This is a genomic window from Cuneatibacter sp. NSJ-177, assembly GCF_022867805.1.
Taxonomy (GTDB): domain Bacteria; phylum Bacillota; class Clostridia; order Lachnospirales; family Lachnospiraceae; genus Pseudolachnospira.
In genome coordinates this window covers 1,003,157-1,023,569 of record NZ_JALIFO010000006.1, presented here as the reverse complement: position 1 = coordinate 1,023,569, position 20,413 = coordinate 1,003,157, and the positions used below count along the sequence as shown (strand labels likewise).

Sequence of the window (20,413 nt, the reverse complement as noted above, 5' to 3'; positions counted from 1 at the left end):
TTTTATTCCACTTATTCCCTGATTCAGAATAAAGTGTGCGCTTTGCGCACACTCGCGCCGGAGCGTGGCTGCGTCAGCAGCCATTTTCCTTTGCGCGGAGGCCCCAAGGGGGCAGCCCTGTCTTCGCCTGGTCACGGCACGATAAGTGGAAAATTTGAGGTTAATCATATCACAATTTTTCTTTTTTTTCAATAGAAGGATCCGAAAGAATACGATCGGCAGGGAGGATAAATTCTTTTTGACTGCGGCAGAGTTTTGATTTCCTTGTGCTGATCCTGGCCCGAATCATCCATTCAGACTAATTTTATGAAAAAAAGAACGTACTTCCGATCCAAAATTCAATTCTGGACTCAGCCGGAAATACGTTCCTTTTTAAGCCTCCCTGCGTCACATCATAAAACGGAGGGAAACCTGAACACCGTTAAGCAATCATTTTTTCAGTTTCCCTGCCATCTCCACCAGTTCCGGATGGACAAACTGACCATTTTTTAGAACCTGGGCGCCGTCCAGCCAGAGAGAGGAATCCAGCGTGATCCCATCGCAATGGGAAGCGGCGTTGATTCCGTCAGGCGGGCAGTCGCAGGCAGGAAGATATCCGATTCCCCACTCGGTGGAACCCCAGATCCGCTCGTCTTCCAGACAGTCGCCGGTCAGTTTGGCGTTGGGATGGGCGCCATAGCAGACATGAGCCATTCGGTACATCAGCGGATCCTGGAAACCCGCCAGCCAGTTTTTAAAGGTTTCGGCCTGGCTGCCTCCGGTTACTTCCTTAATATATCCATTTTGAATCGTCAGACGGACCGGGCTGGTTAAGAGGCCGCAGGGCGGATTCAGAGAACCGTCGAAGACCAGGGTTCCCTGGATCGTCTCATTCTTCGGAAACCAGCAGATCTGTCCGGCCAGATAAGCGCTGCCCGGCTTATCGGCGATTCCCAGTTCACAGTAGAAAGGGCATTCGTGATCGTTGTCAAACTCCAGATCCGTGCCGGAAGGATTGGTGATTCTGACATGGGCCGCCTTGCGGGTCATCTCCGTCAGTTTCGATTGGAACTCAGCTAACAGCACCGCATCGGCCTTTCCGATCAAACGGACAAACATATCCGTATCCATTCCGCTGAGGCACAGATGGCGCAGTTTCGGGTTCCGCTCCTTTGCGATCTCCTGGGCCGTGGAATAAAGAATCCAGTTGTAGCCGAACTCCAGCCACACGTCGCTGGCGCCGATGGCCTCCCCGATGGCGCGGTAAGAGATATCCTTGTCGGCGGCCTTTCCCACCCCTTCCGGGGCCGGATACCAGAGTACCAGCGGCTTGGCCCCGGCCGCGGCCGCGGCTCCGGTCACGGCATCGATCAGGCGCTCGTCGCTGAGGGTGTCGGCGGTGATCGCAACGGTTTCTCCCGGCGTAAGACGGGCCAGGTCGCGGGCTACCGTGGTGGCGGCTTGAATCAGTTCAAATTCTAATTTTTTAGGCATGAGGTATAACTCCTTTCCAGTGATTACGACTGAGTATCGTTTGTTTCCAGCAGATGGCAGGCCGCAAGGCGCCCAGGCGTGTGACGGAGAAGCTCCGGCGCTTTCGAGCGGCAGATGTCTGTGGCATACGGACAGCGGGTATGAAAGTAACAGCCGCTGGGAGGATTGACCGGGCTAGGAACCGTCCCTTCCAGGGAGACGATATCGTCAAGGCTCCGGCTGTGGATGTCCGGAATGGAATGAAACAAAGCTTTGGTATAGGGATGAGCCGGAGAGCGGAAGACCTCGTCGGAATCTCCAAACTCCATCACCTTTCCCAGGTACATGACGGCGATCTTGTCGGACATATAGTGGACCACGCTGAGATCATGGGAAATCAGGATATAGGTCATTCCCAGATTCTTTTTCAAATCCTCCAAAAGAAGCAAGACCTGGGACTGGGATAACACGTCCAGGGAGGACGTCGGCTCATCGAGAATCAAAAGCTTGGGCTCTAATATAATCGCACGGGCAATGGCAATCCTCTGCCGCTGGCCAGCGCTGAACTCATGGGGATACTGATAGGCTGCCGACTTGGGAAGCCCCACGGTTTCCAGGGCATCCTCCACCTTTTTCAGATAATCTCCGCCTTTTAGATCCGTAAACACCTTCAACGGTTCTCCGATGATGTCTTTTAGGAGAAGACGGGGATTTAAGGACCAAAAGGGATCCTGAAACACAATCTGGATCTTTCGCCTGGTGTTGCGCAGCTCCTCCTTGCCCAACTGGAACAGATCCTCTCCGTCAAAACGCACCGTTCCTCCGGTCGGATCTTCCAGGCGGAGAATCGTATTGACCAGAGTTGTCTTTCCGCAGCCCGACTCGCCGACCAGGCCAAGGGTTTCGCCTATGTTCAGCTCAAAATCCACTCCGTCCACGGCTTTGACCCAATGGGAGGTCTTCTGGAAAAAGCCGGAGCGGATCGGATAATATTTCTTTAAGTTTTCTACCTTCAACAAAGGCTCGCTCATCTGGCGCTTTCTCCTTCCTCTAAGAAGTGGCAGTGCACCTCGTGGTTCTCCCCGATCTGATGGACCGGGGGCATTTCTTTTTTACAAATCTCCTCTGCTCTCGGACAGCGGAATTGATACGGGCAGCCCTGATCCGCGTTTTCCTGAACCGACAGGGAACGGCGGACTGCTTCTTTTTCCTCCTCGGTCTGCGGCAGAGGCTGAAGCAAGGTTTTGGTATAAGGGTGAACCGGATGATCCAGGATCTCCCGAACCTCTCCTTGTTCCACGATCTGTCCGTGATACAGCAGGCCGATCCGGCGGCAGGTCAGAGAGACCAGGCTCAAGTTATTGGCAATAAAAAGCACCGTCACCTTCAACGTTTTCTGCAACTCCGCCAGAAGCTTCAAAATACCGGCCTGGATCGTGACGTCGAGATTTCTCGTCGGCTCGTCGGCGATCAAGAATTCTGCGCCGCAGGCCAGGGCGATCGCAATGATCACCCGCTGCCGCTGTCCGCCGGATAGCTCGTGGGGATATTTTTCCATGATCTGTTCCGCATCGGGAAGCTTCACCAGCTCAATCATCTCCAGGGCTTTTTGACGCGCCTGTTTTCCTTTGAGATTCTGGTTCTTCGCAATCACTTTGATGATCTGCTGCCCCACGGTAAAGACCGGGTTCAGGGTGGACATCGGGTCCTGGAAAATCATTGCTATCTTTTTTCCCCGGATATTCTCCATCTCCCGCTCACTCTTCGGCAGAATATTCAGATTCCCGATTCGGATGCTTCCGCTCTCGATCACCGCAGGCGGCTCCGTCAAAAGTTTCAGCAAGGACAGGGCCAGCACGCTCTTGCCGGAACCGCTCTCTCCGACCAGACCATATGCCTCTCCTTTTGCAATCTTCAATTCATCAATATCCACAACCCGCTTCTGCCCGTCATAGGATTTGAAACTGATTTTCAGATCTTTGATTTCGATATAATCTTCCAATTCGATTCCTCCTTCTTGCATCAGCGGTTTCTGGTTCTGGGATCCATGATTTCCCGCAGGCCGTCGCCGATCAGATTAAATGCCAGCACAGCCAAAAAGATGGCAATACCCGGAAATACGCTGTACCACCAGGCATTCAGAAAATACGTCTTGCTGGTATTGATCATCAGACCCCATTCCGGAGTCGGCGCCTGGGCGCCAAGCCCCAGAAAACTGAGGGACGCCAGCGTCAGGATGATGCTGCCGAAGTCCAGGGAAGCCTGTACGATAACCGGAGCCATACAGTTCGGGACAATATGCTGAAAAATGATCTTTCCCTGGGTGTTTCCGATAGCCCGCGAGGCCCGGACAAACTGCCGCTCTTTCAGGGAAATCGCCTGGCCGCGCACGATTCGGGCATACCAAGGCCACCAGGAGATGGCAATGGCGATCAGCGCATTTTTCAGGCTGGGTCCGGCGAAGGCCGCAATCACGATCGCGAGAAGCAGCGACGGAAAGCTTAAGAAAATATCGCAGATCCGCATGATCACATTGTCGATCCAGCCGCCTTTGTAGCCGGCCAGCGCCCCCAAGGGGATTCCGATCAGCATTGCCAGCCCGACCGCCGCCAGGGAGGCGAGGAGGGAGATCCGGGTCCCGTAGAGGATCCGGCTAAAAATATCCCGTCCCAGCTCGTCGGTCCCGAACCAGTATTCTCCGGAGGGCGGCAGAAGTTTTTCCGATGGATTGGTCATCTCCATAATATGCTCCGGGTGCGGGGCGAGCAGAGGAGCGAATATCGCCACCACGACCAACAGAATGATAAAAAGCAGTGATAAAAAGGTCAGCTTATTTTTGCGGAGCAGATAAAAATTGGTCCGCCATTTATGAATCCGCGGTTTCAGCGCGGTTTTCAGTCGATTCATCCTTCGTCCCTCCTATATCCGCACTCTGGGATCCAGAGCGACGACGATATCCGCGATCATATTCAGCACCACATAGGCGCAGGCCGAAAACAGGGTCACGCCCATGATCGCCGGGTAGTCCATGTTCATGACGGCGTCGGATATGTAGCTCCCAAGGCCCGGCCAGTTGAAGACGGACTCCACCAGGAATGTATTGACCAACGTATAGCCGACGGAAAGCGTGACCACGGTGACCGTCGGACCCAGGGAGTTTTTCAGGGCATATTTCCAGAGAATAATCTTTCTCTTGATCCCATAGGATTGAGCTGCCTTGATATAATCCTCATTGAGAATCTCCAGCAGCGCCGAACGGGTCATCCGCGCCACCATACCGGTCGGATATAGGGCCAGCGTGATGCACGGGAGAATCAGATGCGAAAGCGCATCCCCAAACACGGAAAAATTCCCGGTCAAAAGGCAGTCCAGCAAAAGAAAGCCCGTCACATCCGGCACCTGGCCGAAAAGTTGGGCGTCCATACTGAGCCGGCCGCCGATCGGCAGAAGTTTCAGGACACCATAAAAAAGGAGCTGCAAGAGCAGCGCCACCCAAAAGGTCGGAAGCGAGACGGACCCCACCGAGAAAAACCGTCCCAGATGGTCCTGCCATTTGTTTTTGTGGCTTGCCGTCAGAACCCCCAGAGCCATGCCGGCCACAATGGCAAAAATGGTCCCAAGCAGCACCAGCTCCAGGGTTGGAGGCAAGTTTTCCATAATCTCATCCACCACCGGGCGGTGGGACTTTAAGGAATACCCTAAATCTCCGTGGAGCATATCGTTTAAATAGATTCCAAGCTGGACCGGGATCGGCTTATTCAGCCCCAATTCCTCCTCCGCCGCTGCGATCTGCTCCGCCGTGGCCCGCGACCCGACCCATTGAAGGGCCGGGTTCGAGGGGATCACGCGGGTCACGACGAAAGTAATCGCCACCACTCCCAGGAGTACCACGACTCCCAGGAGAATTCGTTTGATAATAAAATTCTTCATGCTTTCCTCTCAAATACAGCTGCCGCTCTCCGCCGGTTACTGGCGGTAGCACTGGTGGAAAAATACCGTGTTCGGATAGGACGGATCGTCCACATAGCCGCCCACCGACTTATTATAGATCCGGCAGTATACTTTATCGTAGATATTGATGGAGCAGGCTTTTTCCATAATGTAATTCTGGGCCTCAATGAATTTCTTCGTCGCGGCATCCCGGTCGGAACCGGACAGCAGATTGGCTTCGTCGATCATGGCGTCAAAGGCGTCGTCTTTATAGTACGTCCAGTTCCAAGAAATCGGCTCGCTCTGATGGTAGAAGGTGTACAGGAACGTATACGGTCCCGGCACATCCGGATACCAGAAAATCAAAGACATATCCTGGCGCTGTTCCGGATCCGTATTCTGCCCCATCTCCACAAACATGTCACTGGTGAGAGGACGGACTTCCAGAGAGATTCCCAGTTTGTCCAGCTCGCTCTGATAGAGTTCCGCTGCCTTTCTCTCCACCTCGTCCCCGGTCACATAGGTGAGGACCAGGGAGAAGCCGCCGCCGGCATATCCTGCCTCAGCTAACAGAGCCTTCGCTTTCTCCAGATCATAACTGTACTGGAGCACTTCCTCACTGTGGCCCCAAAGTCCCGCCGGAACCGGTCCATAGGCCTGGGTACCGTTGCCGCCCAGCACATAGTCGACCACGTCCTGATACGGGAACGCATAGCTTAAAGCCTGACGCACCTTTTCGTTCTGAAGCGGCCCGCTCTTTTCCGTGTTCAGCAACAGATTCAGGTTCTCAAAGGACTGGGTTTTCACCAGCGTCAGGTTCTCGTTTCCGGCCAGCGCCTCATTGTCCTCGGAAGGAAGCTCGGAGACAAAATCTGCATCCCCGCCTTCCAGCATCTGGCGTCTCGTGGAGGATTCGGAAGCCTGGGTCAGAACCACCTTTTCAAAGGAATTCTCTTTCCAGCCATCCCAGTAACCGGCAAACGCTGAGAGCACCAGCTGGGTGTTTCCGGTTCTGGATTCAATGTAATAGGGCCCGGAACCAGCGTCAACCGCGCCGGAGAAGAAATCTTCCCCTGCCTCTCCGACCGTGGCCGGGGACATGATATAGGCTCCATAAGGGGAGCAGACGGTCAGATCCATCGGCTGGGAATAACTGAGATTTATCACCAGGTTGTATTCGTCCTTCACCTCAAAGCTCTCCACCGCATCCCAGATAAAGGCCGCGCCTTTGCCCATGGATTTGGTCCGCTCAAAGGAAAACTTCACTGCTTCTGCGTTGACCGGCGTTCCGTCGTGGAACTTCATGCCTTCCCGGATATGAAAGGTCCAGGTCAGGCCGTCCTCGCTTTTTTCGTATTTGTCGCAGGCTACGTAGACAAAGCTGTCATTTTTATAATCATAGCGAAGCAGCGTATCATAAATATTCAGCAGGGAACAGATCGAGTTGTTGAAATTCACGCTGGGATCCATGTCCAAGGCCGGCATATCATAGGTCGCATAAATCGCGCGCTGACCGGTGCCAATGGAGGTGGCGGATCCGTCCCCGCTGCTTTGCGCCGTGGTTTGAGTCCCTCCGGCACTCTCCGATGTACCGCCGCTGCCGCAGCCGGCAAGTCCAAGAGTCAATGCCGCACAAAGGACAGCGGCCGTTATCTTCCAAAATCGGTTCTTCATAGTTGGTTGTCTCTCCTATCCTATTTTAATCTTTAATCGCCAACAAGCGTTCCAGAGCGCAGATATAGATTTCCGTCCACTCTCCCAGCTGTGTCAGCGAAATAAATTCATCCGGCTGATGGGCCAATTCCTCCTGATCCGGATAGACCGGTCCGAAAGCCACGGCATTCGGCACAAAACGGCTGTAAGTCGCTCCGCTGATGGTGATCGGCGGCGAGGTTACATCCCCGGTCACCTCCCGGTATGCAGCCAAAAGACCGTCAATCATCGGGCCTCCGTTGATATAAACCGGGGCCAGATGCTCGCAGATCCGAAGGTTAAAACCTGCGTTCGTCAGCTGTTTTTCAATCTGCTCCGCCATGGAATCTGCATCTTTGTCCATCGGATATCGCAGATTGCAGAGCCAAGTCAACCGTCCCTCCGCCAGGGAGGCCACGCCAACGTTTAACGTCAACGGTCCGGATTCCTGATCCGCACAGGCAAGGCCGGCCAGTTCTCCCAGATAATCCATGCCCAGGAATTGATTGTAGTGCTCCACCGTCCGCCAGGCCGATAAACGTTTCCCCAGGGCGCTCAGGGCTAAAAACAGCAGGCCGATCGCATTCCTTCCGGTTTCCGGAGCCATGGAGTGGGCAGTTTTCCCTTCGGTTCGAATTTCCAATCGGTTCCCGCTTAGCTGAACCGTCCCTGGAATATGGTTCTTCTCCATCGCAGTTTTAAGAATCCGTTGAAATTCTTCCGGAGCCCCGCCCGTCACCCGGCAGCAGGCAGCGGCTTCCCCCGGAACCATTGTCCTGCCGCTTCCGCCGGACAGTTCTTCCAGGATCACAGGAGCCTTTTCGTCGCAGGTGACGTCTTCCGTCAGGTCAAAATCACACATTCCTTTTTCGCCATAGATCACCGGGAAGCTTCCGTCCGGAATAAAGGACATCTCCGGAAATTCTGCGTGCTCCGCGTAATAGCGGATTCCCTCAAAATTCTCTTCCTCGTCTGTGCCGATAATCATGCGAATTTTTTTGCCATCCGGAATACCGCCCTGCTCCCGCAGGTACTGCATCGCATAGAGGCAGGCAATCAGCGGTCCCTTATCGTCCAGGGAACCTCTGCCGTAGAGTCTGTCCCCCTGGATCACGCCTTGAAACGGGGAAACACTCCATCCGTTTCCGGCGGCAACCACGTCCATATGTCCGACGATTCCCACAGACTGAACTCCGTTCCCCGCAGAAATTTCCAGGGCGTAGCCGTCATAGTTGATGGTATCAAACCCCATCTCACCAGCCCGCTTTTGTAGCCAGTCGAGTCCCTTTTGAATCTCTCTGCCCAAAGGCGCTCCGTCTTGCCGTTCCCCCCGGACAGTCTGGAACTGTACAAAACGCTGGAGATCCTCAACCATATTCTGCTTATTCTTTTCTACAAATTTTTTCCTCTCCAAAACATGCTCCTTTGATTTTTTTCTTTTGCTCTTCTTATTTTCCAAAGGGCAGATTCCGTACGTCCCCATTTTACACATTTCCGATCGATCCTGCAAGTAAATCTTTGCTTTTTTCCATGAATTTTCAAATTTTTCTCTGTTTCTTTATCAGGATAGAGAGGTAGATCAATAAATATAAGATTTGGGCTTCCCGCTATTTTTATGGCACAACGGAGGAGCACCATTAAAAAGAATTTCGCAGAGCGAAATTCTGCGCCGCAAATGCGTCGCGTCAGCGACATCTTCCTTTGCATTTGCGTGTGCCTCCATAGCGGAGCGTTCTTTTTATTTGATAGGAAATTCCAAAGGAATTTCCTATCAAATAAAAAGAGGGGCTCCCAAGTTATCCCTGAGAGCTCCTCTCCCTTTTTATCCGTACCCCCCGCTTCCGCAGGCGGTTTCTAACAAAAGGTGAACAATTTTATTTAACCGGCGATACCGAGCATTCCACATCACCCTGAACCGGGGCGTTACCCTCTCTCAGAGCCTTGCGGTGTTTAAAGAAATCCAGTGCAACCTGAGGGAACAGCGCATAGGACAGAACGTCCTCATCCTGCTCTTTCCACTCCGCGATCTCCGCATCCAGTTTCGTCAGCTCCGGCTCGATCAGATCGGCTGGACGGCAGGTGATCGGCTTCTTGTCGCCGATAACTTTCTTCTGAACTTCCGGATTGAACGGACGAACCGTCTGGCCGTATTCGCCGGACAGGATCGCCTTGGTCTCCTTGGTCGCCATCTTGTAACGCTCGCCCATCAGCACGTTGAACACGGCCTGGGTGCCAACGATCTGGCTGGAAGGCGTTACCAGCGGAGGCATACCCATATCCTCGCGGACACGGGGGATCTCGTTCAGTACATCGTAGAACTTATCTTCCGCTCTCTGATCTTTCAACTGGGATACCAGGTTCGACAGCATGCCGCCCGGCACCTGATAACGGAGCGTATTGATATCCACGCCCAGCACCTTCGGATTCAGCAGGCCGCTGGCCAGAGCTTCGTCACGGATCGGGCGGAAATAGTCCGCGATCTCGCTGAGCAGATTCTGGTCCAGACCGGTGTCATATTCGGTCCCGCGGAAGGTCTCTACGAGAACCTCCGTCGGAGGCTGGCTGGTGCCTTCGCCAAACGGGGACATCGCCGTGTCAATGATATCGCAGCCGGCTTCCACCGCGCGCATATAAGTCATGCTGCCCACGCCGCTGGTGCAGTGGGTATGCAGCTCCAGCGGAACATGGATGTTCTCTTTCAGGACTTTGACCAGGGCCTCGGCCTCATAAGGCACCAGCAGACCAGCCATGTCCTTCACACAGATCGAATCCGCTCCCATGTCCTCCATGCGCTTTGCCAAATCCACAAAATACTCATGGGTATAAGGCTCGCCGAGGGTATAGGAAATCGCAGTCTGTACGTGGCCGCCTTCCTTCTTCGTCGCCTTCACAGCGGTCTGGAGGTTGCGGACATCATTCAGAGCGTCAAAAATACGGATGATATCAATGCCGTTGGCGATGGACTTCTGTACGAAATATTCCACCACGTCGTCTGCGTAATGGCGGTATCCCAGGATATTCTGGCCGCGGAACAGCATCTGCAGCTTCGTATTCTTGAAGCCGTCGCGGATCTTCCGCAGTCTCTCCCAGGGATCTTCTTTCAGGAAACGAAGGGCAGCGTCAAAAGTAGCGCCTCCCCATACTTCCACGGCATGGTAGCCGACTTGATCCATCTTATCAATGATCGGGAGCATCTGATCTGTCGTCATACGGGTCGCAATCAGGGATTGGTGGCCGTCACGCAGAACCGTCTCCATAATTTTTACAGGTTTAGCCATGTCTTATGTTCCTCCTATTTCACACCAAAGATAGCCATGAACGTACCGGCGGCTACAGCCGTACCGATTACACCGGCTACGTTGGGGCCCATCGCGTGCATCAGCAGGAAGTTGGTCGGATCCGCCTGAGCGCCGACCTTCTGGGATACACGGGCGGCCATCGGAACTGCGGACACGCCGGCAGAACCGATCAGAGGGTTGATCTTGCCGCCGGACAGCTTGCTCATCAGTTTGCCCAGCATTACGCCGCCGAACGTACCGAAGCAGAAAGCAACCAGGCCGCAGATAACGATCTTAATCGTGCTGAGCTGCAAGAATGCTTCCGCGGAGGTCGTCGCTCCTACGGAGGTGCCCAGCAGGATAACAACGATGTACATCAGCGCATTGGAAGCGGTCTCGGTCAGCTGACGGACCACGCCGCACTCGCGGAACAGGTTACCCAGCATCAGCATACCAACCAGCGGAGCCGTGGTAGGCAGAATCATGCAGACCACGATCGTGATCACGATCGGGAACAGGATCTTCTCCAGTTTGGAAACCGGACGAAGCTGGCCCATTTTGATCTTTCTCTCTTTTTCCGTGGTGCAAAGCTTCATGATCGGGGGCTGAATCAGCGGAACCAGAGACATGTAAGAATAAGCAGCCACAGCGATCGGTCCCAGCAGAGCAGTCTGTCCCAGCTTGGAAGCCAAGAAGATGGAGGTCGGGCCGTCCGCACCGCCGATGATCGAGATCGCAGCGGCGGCGGCGCCGTTAAATCCAACCAGCATTGCCAGGAAGTATGCGACATAGATGCCCAGCTGAGCAGCGGCGCCCATCAAAAAGCTTTTAGGGTTCGCGATCAGTGGGCCGAAGTCGGTCATCGCGCCTACGCCCATGAAGATCAGGGACGGCAGGATCGCCCATTCGTCCAGCAGATAGAAATAATGTAACAGTCCGCCCTCCTCGATAATCGGAGGGTAAATATTTACCAGCAGCATACCGAATGCAATCGGTACGAGCAGCAGCGGCTCAAACCCCTTTGCGATCGCCAAGTACAGGAAAATACACGCAACAATAATCATTACATAGTTTCCCCAGTACAGATTGGCAAACGCAGTCTGGTCGAGCAGATTTGTAATCGTTTGTCCAATATTCATGATAATTCCTCCTCTGAAGCCGGTTTAATTCATGGTAGCGATCAAGTCACCAACCTCTACCGGATCACCTTCATTGAGGACTATCTGAGCCAGAGTTCCGTCCTGAGGAGCTACAACCGGGATTTCCATCTTCATGGATTCCAGAATGACGATGCTGTCGCCGGCCTTCATGGCCTGACCTGCCTGTGCTACGACTTTCCAAATCTTACCGGCAACAGCCGCTTCCACGCGGACGCCGCCAGCCTGACCGGCCGGAGCTGCAGGGGCCGCCGCAGGGGCAGGAGCCGCAGCAGGTGCTGCCGCTGCCGTCTGACCGGTGGCTTCCACCGTTACGTCGTATGCTACGCCATTTACCGTAATCTTATAAGTGTTCATCTCTCTTCAATATCCTCCTAGTTTTGTACTCACCTTATTTACTTTTTTTGATGGATGTTACCTTGAAGTTTCCTCCGCAGGACTCTGCTACCGCCGCCAGGATTACCGCAGCGACCGGGCCTTCCACCTCATCGGCGATCGCTACCTTAGCGTTTGCCATGGTGCCGGGGCCGACCGGAACTGCTGCGACCGGAGCGGGAGCCGGTGCTCCTACCGGCGCGACAACCGGTTCGGTCTTTGCCTTTGGCTTGTCAAGCTTGTTGATAAACTTGAACAGGGAAATCACGAAGCTCAGGAAGATCAGGACGATGAATACGACGCCCAGGCCGACGGCCATATTCATCAAACCTTCCGATACAGCTTCGCCTAGGCTGACTTCCTCAACCGCGGACTCTGCCAAGCTGCTAGCTGCCAAAAATGTCATCTTGTTCACCTCTTCTTTTTAGTTTTTTGCTCTCTCCCTCATATATATTAAAGCATACTGTTGAAATACGCAAGAAAAAATTAAGGAAGTTTTCATTTTATTTTTTTCCTAGGTAAAACCACATTTCCTGTTTGTTTTCTTTTTAACTTTCCTCTGAAACCTTATTGCTTTCATACAAAGTCTATGTTCCGGCAGAATTTACCACCCCTATGTATAGTAGTTTCGTTCATTTTCCCGGACAAAAAGCAGACCCTCTCTTTCCTCTGCCTCCACACAGCATCCGTTTCCTGCCTGCCAATCAAAATAGTCACGCTTCGGCACTCCGATCCGGGAAAGAATCGCCATGATCGTCCCGCCATGTACGACCAGCGCAATCGCCTGGAACCGTCTCCGCCCGGCATCCGCCAGGACAGAAGAAAAAGCCGCCATGCACCGGTTTTGGAACGTCTCCCTGCTTTCGCCTCCTGGAAATCCGATCGTTCCCCCGCTGTCGATCCAGCTCTGATAATCCGGATCCCCGGTCAGCTCCCGGTAATTCTTATACTCAAACAAACCAAAATCACATTCTGCAAGCCCCGGCACTTCCGTCCGTCCGATGCCGGGAAACAAAATCTCCGCCGTCTCCCTGCACCGCAGCCTGGGACTGGTATAAACCCAATCCACGGCAGGCGCTGTCTTTTCTTTTAATTTCCTCGCCGCCTCCGCCGTCAGACCTTCATCCGTGGAACCCACATAACGCTTTTCCCGGTTTCCCGCCGTCTCTCCGTGCCGGTACAAATAAATATTCAAAGCCGCGCCACCACCTTTTCCAACAGCACCGGAACCAAAACCATCGCCAACTCGCAAAGCTGTAGAAAATACCCGGCCAAGTCTCCGGTAACCCCACCGAATTCCCGGTAAGAAAAGTAGCGGTAATATCCGAATACCGCCAGGGCAGAAAGCGCCGCCGCCGCCCCATACAAAGGAGAAATCCAGATCAGAAGCGCGCTTGCCAGCAAAATATAGCACAGCATCACGATTTTTACTTTTTTCTTATGAGCCTGCTCCGCAAATGTCGCCAGCATCCCTTTCTTTCTGGCCTGCCGGAAAGAAACGAGGGCCAAGCCGCTGTAAGACCGGGACAGGAAAAATCCAATGGCCGCCACCGGAAGCAGGATCTCGTCCACCTCGCTGAAGGCCGCTGCAGCCAGCAAAAAATAGACCATGCTCCCGATCAGGGCAAATGCTCCAATGTGGGAATCTTTTAGTATTTCCAGCTTTCTTTCCCTATCCTGGTGGGAGCTTCTGGCGTCTACTGTGTCTATAAATCCATCAAAGTGGATTCCGCCTGTCACAAGCAGCGGGATCGCCACGAGCACCGCTGTCCGGAAAAACGTCCCCATCTCCAGAAAACGGCAGAGATACCAGGCTCCCACTTCCAGCCCTCCGATCACAGCGCCGATCACCGGCAGAAAACAGACCGCATATTTCATATTTTCCTCGGTCCATTCCAGCCGGGGCATGGGAATTCTGGAGTACATGGAAAAAGCGATTACAAAAGCAGAAAACATAAAAGCCTCCTATAGTTCTTCCCGCGTCACCTGCTTGATCCATCTCCCACTTTTCAGGCGGATCAGACAGAGCAAGGCTTTCAGCGGTTCATCCAATTTCATCAGCACCAGCACAAACACCACAGGGACCTGGAATAAGTAGGCCCATCCGATGATCCGCAGATATTCGCTGCCTCCTTTTATGATCTCCGGCGAGTCGGAGTAAAGTCCCATCACCCACTCCAGGGCCAAAAGAACCGTTACCGCAAAGGCAAAAGAAAACACACACCATCGACAGGAAAAAAGGCAAATTAGCTAAAGAAGAGGCCGACAACAACACTCCGGTATCATCGGCCTTTCCCAACATCAGCGTATCCATCCTACTGGTCGAAAAGGTGATTAAATTTTGAAGGAAAATCGGAACCGCTATGGCGAGAATCCCCCGGTAGAATCCCTTTTCTTTCACTAGCTTCATTTTATTCTCTTTACTCCGCCGATAAGATCTTTTCCAGCTCAATCACATACAAGGTGTGAAAATCTTTTTCCGGATACCACCGTTCCGGCTGAACGGAATCCATAAAGCAGGCTTCCTTCATATCCTGGGCGTAAAGCTTCCGCCCGATCAGCGTCAGCCTGGCCTCCTCAAAGTACGGCGTCTCTCCGTCGTGAACCACTGTCAGGCCCGCCTTCGCCACCTTGTCCTCGTCCCGTCCGGAGGCTTTCCCCATGTAACCCATCATCTCCCGGTATTCCTCGCCGAAAAAAGTCAAAGACATGGTGTCGGCGGCATCCACAAATTCCTTTGTATACCGCTGCGGACGAATGAAGACAAAGGCCACATTCTTTCCGAAAAGAACGCCCAGGCCGCCCCAGGCCGCCGTCATCGCATTCACGCGTCCGTCCTTTTCCGCAGCCACCAGCATCCACTCTTTCCCGATCAAAGTAAACGGATTTTCCGTCCATTCCGAGGGCGATAGTATTTTCGTTTCCTTCATAATTAATAGGTACCTCCTTTTTTAATAGAAGAAAGAATTCCGCTCCACAAACCTCCGGCGCTGTAAATTCTTCCAAAATATCCCCTGGCAAAACAAGAAACGGCGACCTAAAAGGCCGCCTGTTTCCCATGCTGCTTTGCACTTTCGTGCCTAATCTTCCTCTCACAGTATAACCCGGACTCCCGTTAATTGTCAAACGCTTTTTTTCGTTCTTCGATACCGATCACCCGATTGATGATCTTGACATAAACAACGGCCGACAGCACGCCGGAAATAATATCCACCACCGGTTCCGCAAAAAAAGTGGCCTGTACGCCCCAAAATGCCGGAAACAGAACAATGCAGACAAAATACAGCCCTTTCCGGAAAAAGGATAGCGCCAAAGCGGGCTTGATCTTTCCCATCCCGGTAAAGCCGTCGACAATCGTATACTGGAACGCCAGCGGTATCACGCCCAGCGTATAGATTCCGATTGCCCAAGAACAAAACTCCAGGTAGTCTGGATCCGTCGTAAACAGGCGTACAAAAACCTCCGGAACCAGCCAGGCCAACAAAAAGAAAATGGAGCAGAGCACACTCCCCAACAGCAAGATCCATTTCTGCGCTTCCCGAATCCGGTCCGGCCGTCCCGCGCCATAATTGAAGCCGAGTATCGCCTGGGTTCCGCCGGTAATCCCTCCCAGCGGCATGGTAATCATCAGCATAAAACTTTGGACAATGGTCCCACAGGTTACCATCCAGTCTCCCTGGCCAGCCCCTCCGAACTTTTGCAGGACCGTGTTCAGGGCAATGATCAGAATATTGTCGAATGCGATGATGAGAAACGGCGTCATCCCGACCCGCGCGATATTACCGATCACCGACGGAGCGTATTCTCCAAACCGGATCCGGACCGGCGCCTTCCTGCCGAACAGGAAGCGCAGGACATAGGCGCAGGCCAAAAACTGAGACAGAACCGTGGCCGCAGCCGCGCCGCGCACACCGAGTCCAAAGACAAAAATAAACACCGGATCCAGTAGAATATTGCAGACCGCGCCCAGAAACACGGATTTCATGGCCACTTTGGCAAATCCCTGGCAGATAATAAACTGATTCATGCCTGTGGCCAGCAAGGCAAAGACCGTCCCCAGCACATAGACAGTCATATATTCATCGGCGTAGGAAAAAATCGTATCGCTGGCCCCAAACCAATAGAGCAAAGGTCTTCTTAAAAGCAGGGAGACTCCGGTCAGGATCACCGCCAGGACCAGCAGCATCAAAAAAGCATTGTTCAAAATCTGCTGCGCCTTTTCCTGACGCCGCTCCCCCATCCGGATACTGAAAAGAGGAGCCCCACCAACTCCCACCAGAAAGGCCGCCGAACCGATCAGATTCACGATTGGCCCCGCCACGCCAACCCCAGCAAGGGCCATCCCTCCGATCCCTTCGATATGGCCGATAAACATTCGGTCTACGATACTGTATAGAACGCTGACAAACTGAGCAAGCATGGAGGGAACGGCAAGCCGGAACACCAGCCTCCGGACCGGATCTTCCCCCAGATTGTTTTCGAGTACCATGAAAAAACTCCACCTCTCCGCAGACCCCCGCTTTTCTGCCGCCGGGGGATACGAATTGCCGCCTTAAAATGGCAGGCCGCTGCTATCTTCCGCGTGAAGTATAACATGATCCCAGACTTTTTTCAAACACCAATTCAAAGAGATTTTTTCCACCGGCGCTTCGGTCACAATCGGGTATTCGGCCACCGTATTTCCGTTCAGAGTATAGACGACCTTTCCGATTGTTTCCCCCTGTGCTACCGGCGCGGTCAGACCGCTGGCCTGCTGGATTTCCATCTTGACCTCTTCATCCGCCCGAAGCAGCAGGGAGAGGGAAGTCTGTTCTCCCGCCTTTACCTGGACCCGCACCAGGGCTTTTTTAGACAGATCACCGCTCTCCGGAATCCCTCCGTCCACCAAAATCGGGGAAAGGTTCGGTTCCTGCCACACATCCCGATAGTTGTAATCCGCCAGGCCGTAATTCATCAGCTTTTTGGTATCCGACCATTTGTAGCTCTTATTGTTGGGCCAGCCGCAGGCCAAGAGAGCCACGACATAAGTTTTACCATCCCGCCGCAGGGACCCGACATAACAGTAGCCCGCATTGTTGGTAAATCCGGTCTTTCCGGACAGCGCCCCTTCCATCATGGAAAGAAAGGAGTTGTGATTGTTGCAGGTGAAGGAACGCTTTCCGCTGACGTCGGTGAAGGAATAGCTCTGGGTTCTCGTGATCTCCAGAAACTCTTCGTTCTGGATGCAGTAAGACATGATTGTAGCCAGGTCCTGGGCCGTCGTAGAATGAATTCCGTTGTCGTCCGCTGCGTCCAGCCCATTGGGCGTGATAAAATAGGTATCCATACATCCCAGATCCCAGGCCTTCTGATTCATCAGTTCGGCAAAGGCGTCCACACTGCCGGCCAGCCCCTCCGCAATCACAACGGCGGAATCATTAAAACTCTCCAGCATCAAAGCATAGAGCAGGTCTTTCAGCCGGTACTGTTCTCCCGCCTGGACTCCCAGATGAACCTTCGGCATGGAAGCCGCATAGGAGGTAGCTTCATAGACATCATCCAGATTCCCCATCTCCAGCGCCACAATACAAGTCATAATCTTAGTGGTGCTGGCCATCGGAAGCTTGGCGTCCCCGTTTTTCGAATAGAGCACACGGCCGGAATCCGCATCCATCAAAACTGCGGCTTGGGCATAGAGTTCACTCTCAGCCGGCGCTTCGGCGGAGACGGAAAAAGGGAATGTCAACAGCAGGAACACCGCCAGCATACAGAGTAACTTTCTTCGCATCAATGGTACCCCTTCCTTAATTTTAATAAAGCATCACTGCTTCTCTCTACTATATTCAGGCCGAGTTACCGCTATCCATCTACATTTTTTTATCCCACACCTTCGCCGCCCTTTTATTCTTTCGCCTCCTCGTCCAGATGCAGCACCGTACGGTACAGCACCTCGGTGCCGCTCTCCAATTCCTCCTGGGACGTCCACTCCTCTTTGCAATGGCTGAGCCCCCCTCGGCTTGGCACAAAAATCATGCCGATCGGCGTCACATGAGCCATCGGATTTGCATCGTGTCCAGCGCCGCTTGCCATGATTCTGTGACAGATCCCCGCCTCACTGGCGGACCGGGAAATCACCTCCATCAGATGACTGTCACAGCTTACGCTGCCCTTATCAATCTTATTGGTGATCTCAAAATCCGCGGTTCCAATACCGGCGGCGATTTCACGAATGCGGCCGATCAAACAGTCTGTCTTCTCTTTTTTCATATGGCGCATCTCAAAGGTGCACTCCACTCTCCCCGGAATCACATTTTCCGATCCAGGCTGGCACGCAATCGTACCCACTGTAAAAACCAGAGTATCGTCAATTTTGCGGCACTCCTCGTCTGCGGCAGCGATCAGTCTGGCCATGGCAACCATGGCATCCCTACGATTTTTCATCATAGTAGTGCCTGCATGGTTGCTCTGCCCCAATGCCGTCACTCGGTAGCGGATCACGCTGACGATCCCGCTTACCACGCCAATTTTCAGCCCCTCCTGCTCCAACAGATCTCCCTGTTCAATATGAGCCTCCAGATAACACTTGACGCCGGAAAAGTCACGCCGGCAGTCCAGAATTTCCCGGACATTATGACCGTATGCTGCCAGGGCCTCCGCGAGCCCCGGCTGATCCGGCTTTACCTGTCCAGCTATTGCGCGGCTCCCAAAGGTGCCGCCCAGCGGATTGGATTCTTCTCCGTGGAAACCGTATACTTCCAGGGTATGGCGCAAAATCTTCCCTTCCTCCCGAAGGCGTTTCGCCACGGCCAGACCAGCCGCCACACCGTAAGCCCCGTCATACAGGCCTCCACCGGGCACCGTATCCAGATGGGAGCCGATAACCACGCTCTTTGCCTTCGGGTCATTTCCCGGCAGCACACCGTGAATATTGCCGGCCGCGTCCCGATCTGTTTCCATACCGATTTTCTGCATCTGTCTTTCCACAATATCAACCGCCTGAAAATATTCCGGGCTATAGCATCCGCGGAAATAGCCTCCGTCCTCCTGCCTACCGGCAGCGCCGATCTGTGCCAAAATCTCATTTACCGCACTCATCTGTTTTCTTCTCCTCCGATGCGGGAAGGGCAGCGACATGCTGCCCTATCCTCCTAGTTCTGGTTTTTTCTACAGTACCGGTTTTACAAACTCTCCCCAGCCGGCTGCGCTCTCATCCACCACGCCATTTTCGTATACCACACGGCCGCGAACTACCGTACAATCGATGGAGCAGCCCAGCTTCCAGCCCTCATAAACCTTTGAAATTCCTTTTGCTTGGGAATAGCTGTCTGCAGCGCGGCAGATCACTTCCTGGCTCAGGTCCATAATTACAACGTCGCCGTCTGCTCCGGCAGACAATGTACCTTTCTGAGGGAAGATGTGGAACAGCTTGGCTGGATTGACGCAGAGCAGCTCGACCACCTTTTCCAGGCTTAGACGCCCCTTCTTCGCTTCCGTCACCATCAGCGGCAGGCGCAGGTCAATGCCCGGAAAACCGGCAGGTGCCTTGAAAATATCTTCCTTGCCGGTCTCCTTCTCGGAAACCAGGAACGGGCTGTGATCGCTGCCGATAAAATCGACGGTGCCGTCCTCGATATAACGCCACAGACCTTCTGCCTCCTCCTTATTGCGCAGCGCCGGATTGCACTTGGCATACGGCCCATACTGTTTTATATAGCTGTCATCCAGCAACAGATAGTGCGGACAGGTCTCCACCAGGACCTTCTGTCCCTTCATTTTTGCCTGTCTGGCCAACTCCATTGCCCCGCAGGTGGATACATGTACCAGTTCAATCGGGCAGCCAGTCTCCTCCCCGAACCGCAGCATCTTGGCGATCGCCTCAATCTCTGTGATAGGTGGACGGGATTCACAGTGCGCCATATAGTCGACGCGTCCCTCCGCGCGGAGGCGTTTGATATTCCCGCTGACCAGCTCGTTATCCTCCGCGTGGGCAGCCAATGTCAGGCCAGTCTTCGCCACCTCCTGAAGAGCCCGGAACAGCTGGGCATTGTTGGAGCTGGTCAGCCCCTTGAACTCCTGGTCACGTCCTTCCGGCGCCTCGTGCAGGAAGGTCTTGTAGGCGATCACGCCCTCATGGGACAAGGGTTCAATTTCTTCCGGGAACTCGCCGCCGGCGGCGCCAAAGAAAGCAAAATCCACGCAGCTTCCCTTTTTGCACAGGTCCACGCGGCTGTGCAGGATTTCCGCATTATACTGAGGCGGAATTGAGATCGGGTGCTCAAAGAATGTCGTGCAGCCGCCGGCAGCCGCGGCCCGTGTCCCGACCTGGAACGTTTCTCTCTCGGCATGACCAGGATCCCGGTAATGTACATGGGTGTCCACGCCGCCGGGGATCACATGCTTCCCGACAGCATCGATGGTGCGGACCGCTTCCGGAAGGCAGCCAGGCTCCGCCACCATGACAATTTTCCCTGCCTTTATCCCGATATCCGCTTTCCGGAAACCGCCCTCTACGTAGGTAAGACCATTTATAATTGCAAGATCCAACATGTT

19 protein-coding genes are annotated in these 20,413 nt (G+C 53.7%); all 19 read right to left on the bottom strand.

The genetic code is table 11. The features are described 5' to 3' along the window. Positions 1-429: 429 nt before the first annotated feature. Positions 430-1,473 carry an aminopeptidase gene (locus tag MUB23_RS12590; RefSeq protein WP_244800939.1) on the bottom strand — a complete coding sequence of 348 codons (1,044 nt, stop codon included), beginning with the start codon at positions 1,471-1,473 and terminating at the stop codon, positions 430-432. Positions 1,474-1,496: 23 nt separating this feature from the next. Then, the gene (locus MUB23_RS12585; protein WP_244800938.1) at positions 1,497-2,483 is read right to left on the bottom strand and encodes an ABC transporter ATP-binding protein; all 987 of its coding nucleotides are present in this window, start codon (positions 2,481-2,483) and stop codon (positions 1,497-1,499) included. Beyond that, entirely contained in the window at positions 2,480-3,454 is a 975-nt protein-coding gene (locus MUB23_RS12580) for an ABC transporter ATP-binding protein (RefSeq protein ID WP_244800937.1), read from the bottom strand. The genes MUB23_RS12585 and MUB23_RS12580 overlap by 4 nt, the downstream gene beginning before the upstream one ends. A gap of 20 nt (positions 3,455-3,474) precedes the next feature. Then, positions 3,475-4,359, bottom strand: coding sequence for a nickel transporter permease (gene nikC, locus MUB23_RS12575; RefSeq protein ID WP_244800936.1), 885 nt, complete (start codon positions 4,357-4,359; stop codon positions 3,475-3,477). Between the two features lie 12 nt (positions 4,360-4,371). Then, on the bottom strand, positions 4,372-5,382 hold the full coding sequence (locus tag MUB23_RS12570) for an ABC transporter permease (RefSeq protein ID WP_244800935.1): 1,011 nt from the start codon (positions 5,380-5,382) through the stop codon (positions 4,372-4,374). 36 nt (positions 5,383-5,418) lie between these two features. After that, entirely contained in the window at positions 5,419-7,056 is a 1,638-nt protein-coding gene (locus MUB23_RS12565) for an ABC transporter substrate-binding protein (protein ID WP_244800934.1), read from the bottom strand. 25 nt (positions 7,057-7,081) lie between these two features. Further along, a complete protein-coding gene (locus tag MUB23_RS12560; protein ID WP_244800933.1) occupies positions 7,082-8,488 on the bottom strand; it encodes a Sapep family Mn(2+)-dependent dipeptidase in 1,407 nt (468 codons plus the stop codon). A 460-nt stretch (positions 8,489-8,948) separates the two neighbouring features. Beyond that, complete coding sequence (locus tag MUB23_RS12555) at positions 8,949-10,352, bottom strand: oxaloacetate decarboxylase subunit alpha (protein WP_244800932.1); 1,404 nt, start codon at positions 10,350-10,352, stop codon at positions 8,949-8,951. Positions 10,353-10,366: 14 nt separating this feature from the next. Continuing rightward, on the bottom strand, positions 10,367-11,491 hold the full coding sequence (locus MUB23_RS12550) for a sodium ion-translocating decarboxylase subunit beta (protein ID WP_280515736.1): 1,125 nt from the start codon (positions 11,489-11,491) through the stop codon (positions 10,367-10,369). A 24-nt stretch (positions 11,492-11,515) separates the two neighbouring features. Next, positions 11,516-11,866, bottom strand: coding sequence for a biotin/lipoyl-binding carrier protein (locus MUB23_RS12545; RefSeq protein WP_244800931.1), 351 nt, complete (start codon positions 11,864-11,866; stop codon positions 11,516-11,518). Positions 11,867-11,900: 34 nt separating this feature from the next. Further along, entirely contained in the window at positions 11,901-12,290 is a 390-nt protein-coding gene (locus MUB23_RS12540) for an OadG family protein (protein ID WP_244800930.1), read from the bottom strand. Between the two features lie 207 nt (positions 12,291-12,497). After that, complete coding sequence (locus MUB23_RS12535; protein WP_244800929.1) at positions 12,498-13,079, bottom strand: histidine phosphatase family protein; 582 nt, start codon at positions 13,077-13,079, stop codon at positions 12,498-12,500. Continuing rightward, positions 13,076-13,840: an adenosylcobinamide-GDP ribazoletransferase gene (cobS, locus tag MUB23_RS12530; RefSeq protein WP_244800928.1), complete on the bottom strand. Its 765-nt coding sequence runs from the start codon at positions 13,838-13,840 to the stop codon at positions 13,076-13,078. Before cobS ends, MUB23_RS12535 begins: the two co-directional genes overlap by 4 nt. A 9-nt stretch (positions 13,841-13,849) precedes the next feature. Next, positions 13,850-14,104, bottom strand: coding sequence for a hypothetical protein (locus MUB23_RS12525; protein ID WP_244800927.1), 255 nt, complete (start codon positions 14,102-14,104; stop codon positions 13,850-13,852). A 200-nt stretch (positions 14,105-14,304) separates the two neighbouring features. Then, positions 14,305-14,814 carry a flavin reductase gene (locus tag MUB23_RS12520; protein ID WP_244800926.1) on the bottom strand — a complete coding sequence of 170 codons (510 nt, stop codon included), beginning with the start codon at positions 14,812-14,814 and terminating at the stop codon, positions 14,305-14,307. A 185-nt stretch (positions 14,815-14,999) separates the two neighbouring features. Continuing rightward, positions 15,000-16,373 (bottom strand): MATE family efflux transporter, encoded by a 1,374-nt coding sequence (locus MUB23_RS12515; RefSeq protein ID WP_244800925.1) that lies wholly within the window; start codon positions 16,371-16,373, stop codon positions 15,000-15,002. A 63-nt stretch (positions 16,374-16,436) separates the two neighbouring features. Continuing rightward, positions 16,437-17,651 (bottom strand): D-alanyl-D-alanine carboxypeptidase family protein, encoded by a 1,215-nt coding sequence (locus MUB23_RS12510; RefSeq protein ID WP_244800924.1) that lies wholly within the window; start codon positions 17,649-17,651, stop codon positions 16,437-16,439. A gap of 113 nt (positions 17,652-17,764) precedes the next feature. Beyond that, a complete protein-coding gene (locus MUB23_RS12505) occupies positions 17,765-18,958 on the bottom strand; it encodes a Zn-dependent hydrolase (RefSeq protein WP_244800923.1) in 1,194 nt (397 codons plus the stop codon). Positions 18,959-19,027: 69 nt separating this feature from the next. Next, entirely contained in the window at positions 19,028-20,410 is a 1,383-nt protein-coding gene (allB, locus tag MUB23_RS12500; RefSeq protein ID WP_244800922.1) for an allantoinase AllB, read from the bottom strand. Positions 20,411-20,413 lie beyond the last annotated feature (3 nt).

Coding starts and splice junctions, on each gene's coding strand:
- MUB23_RS12590 (WP_244800939.1), bottom strand. CDS start 1,473: ATGCCTAAAAAATTAGAATTTGAACTGATTCAAGCCGCCACCACGGTA.
- MUB23_RS12585 (WP_244800938.1), bottom strand. CDS start 2,483: ATGAGCGAGCCTTTGTTGAAGGTAGAAAACTTAAAGAAATATTATCCG.
- nikC (WP_244800936.1), bottom strand. CDS start 4,359: ATGAATCGACTGAAAACCGCGCTGAAACCGCGGATTCATAAATGGCGG.
- MUB23_RS12570 (WP_244800935.1), bottom strand. CDS start 5,382: ATGAAGAATTTTATTATCAAACGAATTCTCCTGGGAGTCGTGGTACTC.
- MUB23_RS12565 (WP_244800934.1), bottom strand. CDS start 7,056: ATGAAGAACCGATTTTGGAAGATAACGGCCGCTGTCCTTTGTGCGGCA.
- MUB23_RS12555 (WP_244800932.1), bottom strand. CDS start 10,352: ATGGCTAAACCTGTAAAAATTATGGAGACGGTTCTGCGTGACGGCCAC.
- MUB23_RS12550 (WP_280515736.1), bottom strand. CDS start 11,491: ATGAATATTGGACAAACGATTACAAATCTGCTCGACCAGACTGCGTTT.
- MUB23_RS12545 (WP_244800931.1), bottom strand. CDS start 11,866: ATGAACACTTATAAGATTACGGTAAATGGCGTAGCATACGACGTAACG.
- MUB23_RS12540 (WP_244800930.1), bottom strand. CDS start 12,290: ATGACATTTTTGGCAGCTAGCAGCTTGGCAGAGTCCGCGGTTGAGGAA.
- cobS (WP_244800928.1), bottom strand. CDS start 13,840: ATGTTTTCTGCTTTTGTAATCGCTTTTTCCATGTACTCCAGAATTCCC.
- MUB23_RS12520 (WP_244800926.1), bottom strand. CDS start 14,814: ATGAAGGAAACGAAAATACTATCGCCCTCGGAATGGACGGAAAATCCG.
- MUB23_RS12515 (WP_244800925.1), bottom strand. CDS start 16,373: ATGGTACTCGAAAACAATCTGGGGGAAGATCCGGTCCGGAGGCTGGTG.
- MUB23_RS12510 (WP_244800924.1), bottom strand. CDS start 17,651: ATGCGAAGAAAGTTACTCTGTATGCTGGCGGTGTTCCTGCTGTTGACA.
- MUB23_RS12505 (WP_244800923.1), bottom strand. CDS start 18,958: ATGAGTGCGGTAAATGAGATTTTGGCACAGATCGGCGCTGCCGGTAGG.
- allB (WP_244800922.1), bottom strand. CDS start 20,410: ATGTTGGATCTTGCAATTATAAATGGTCTTACCTACGTAGAGGGCGGT.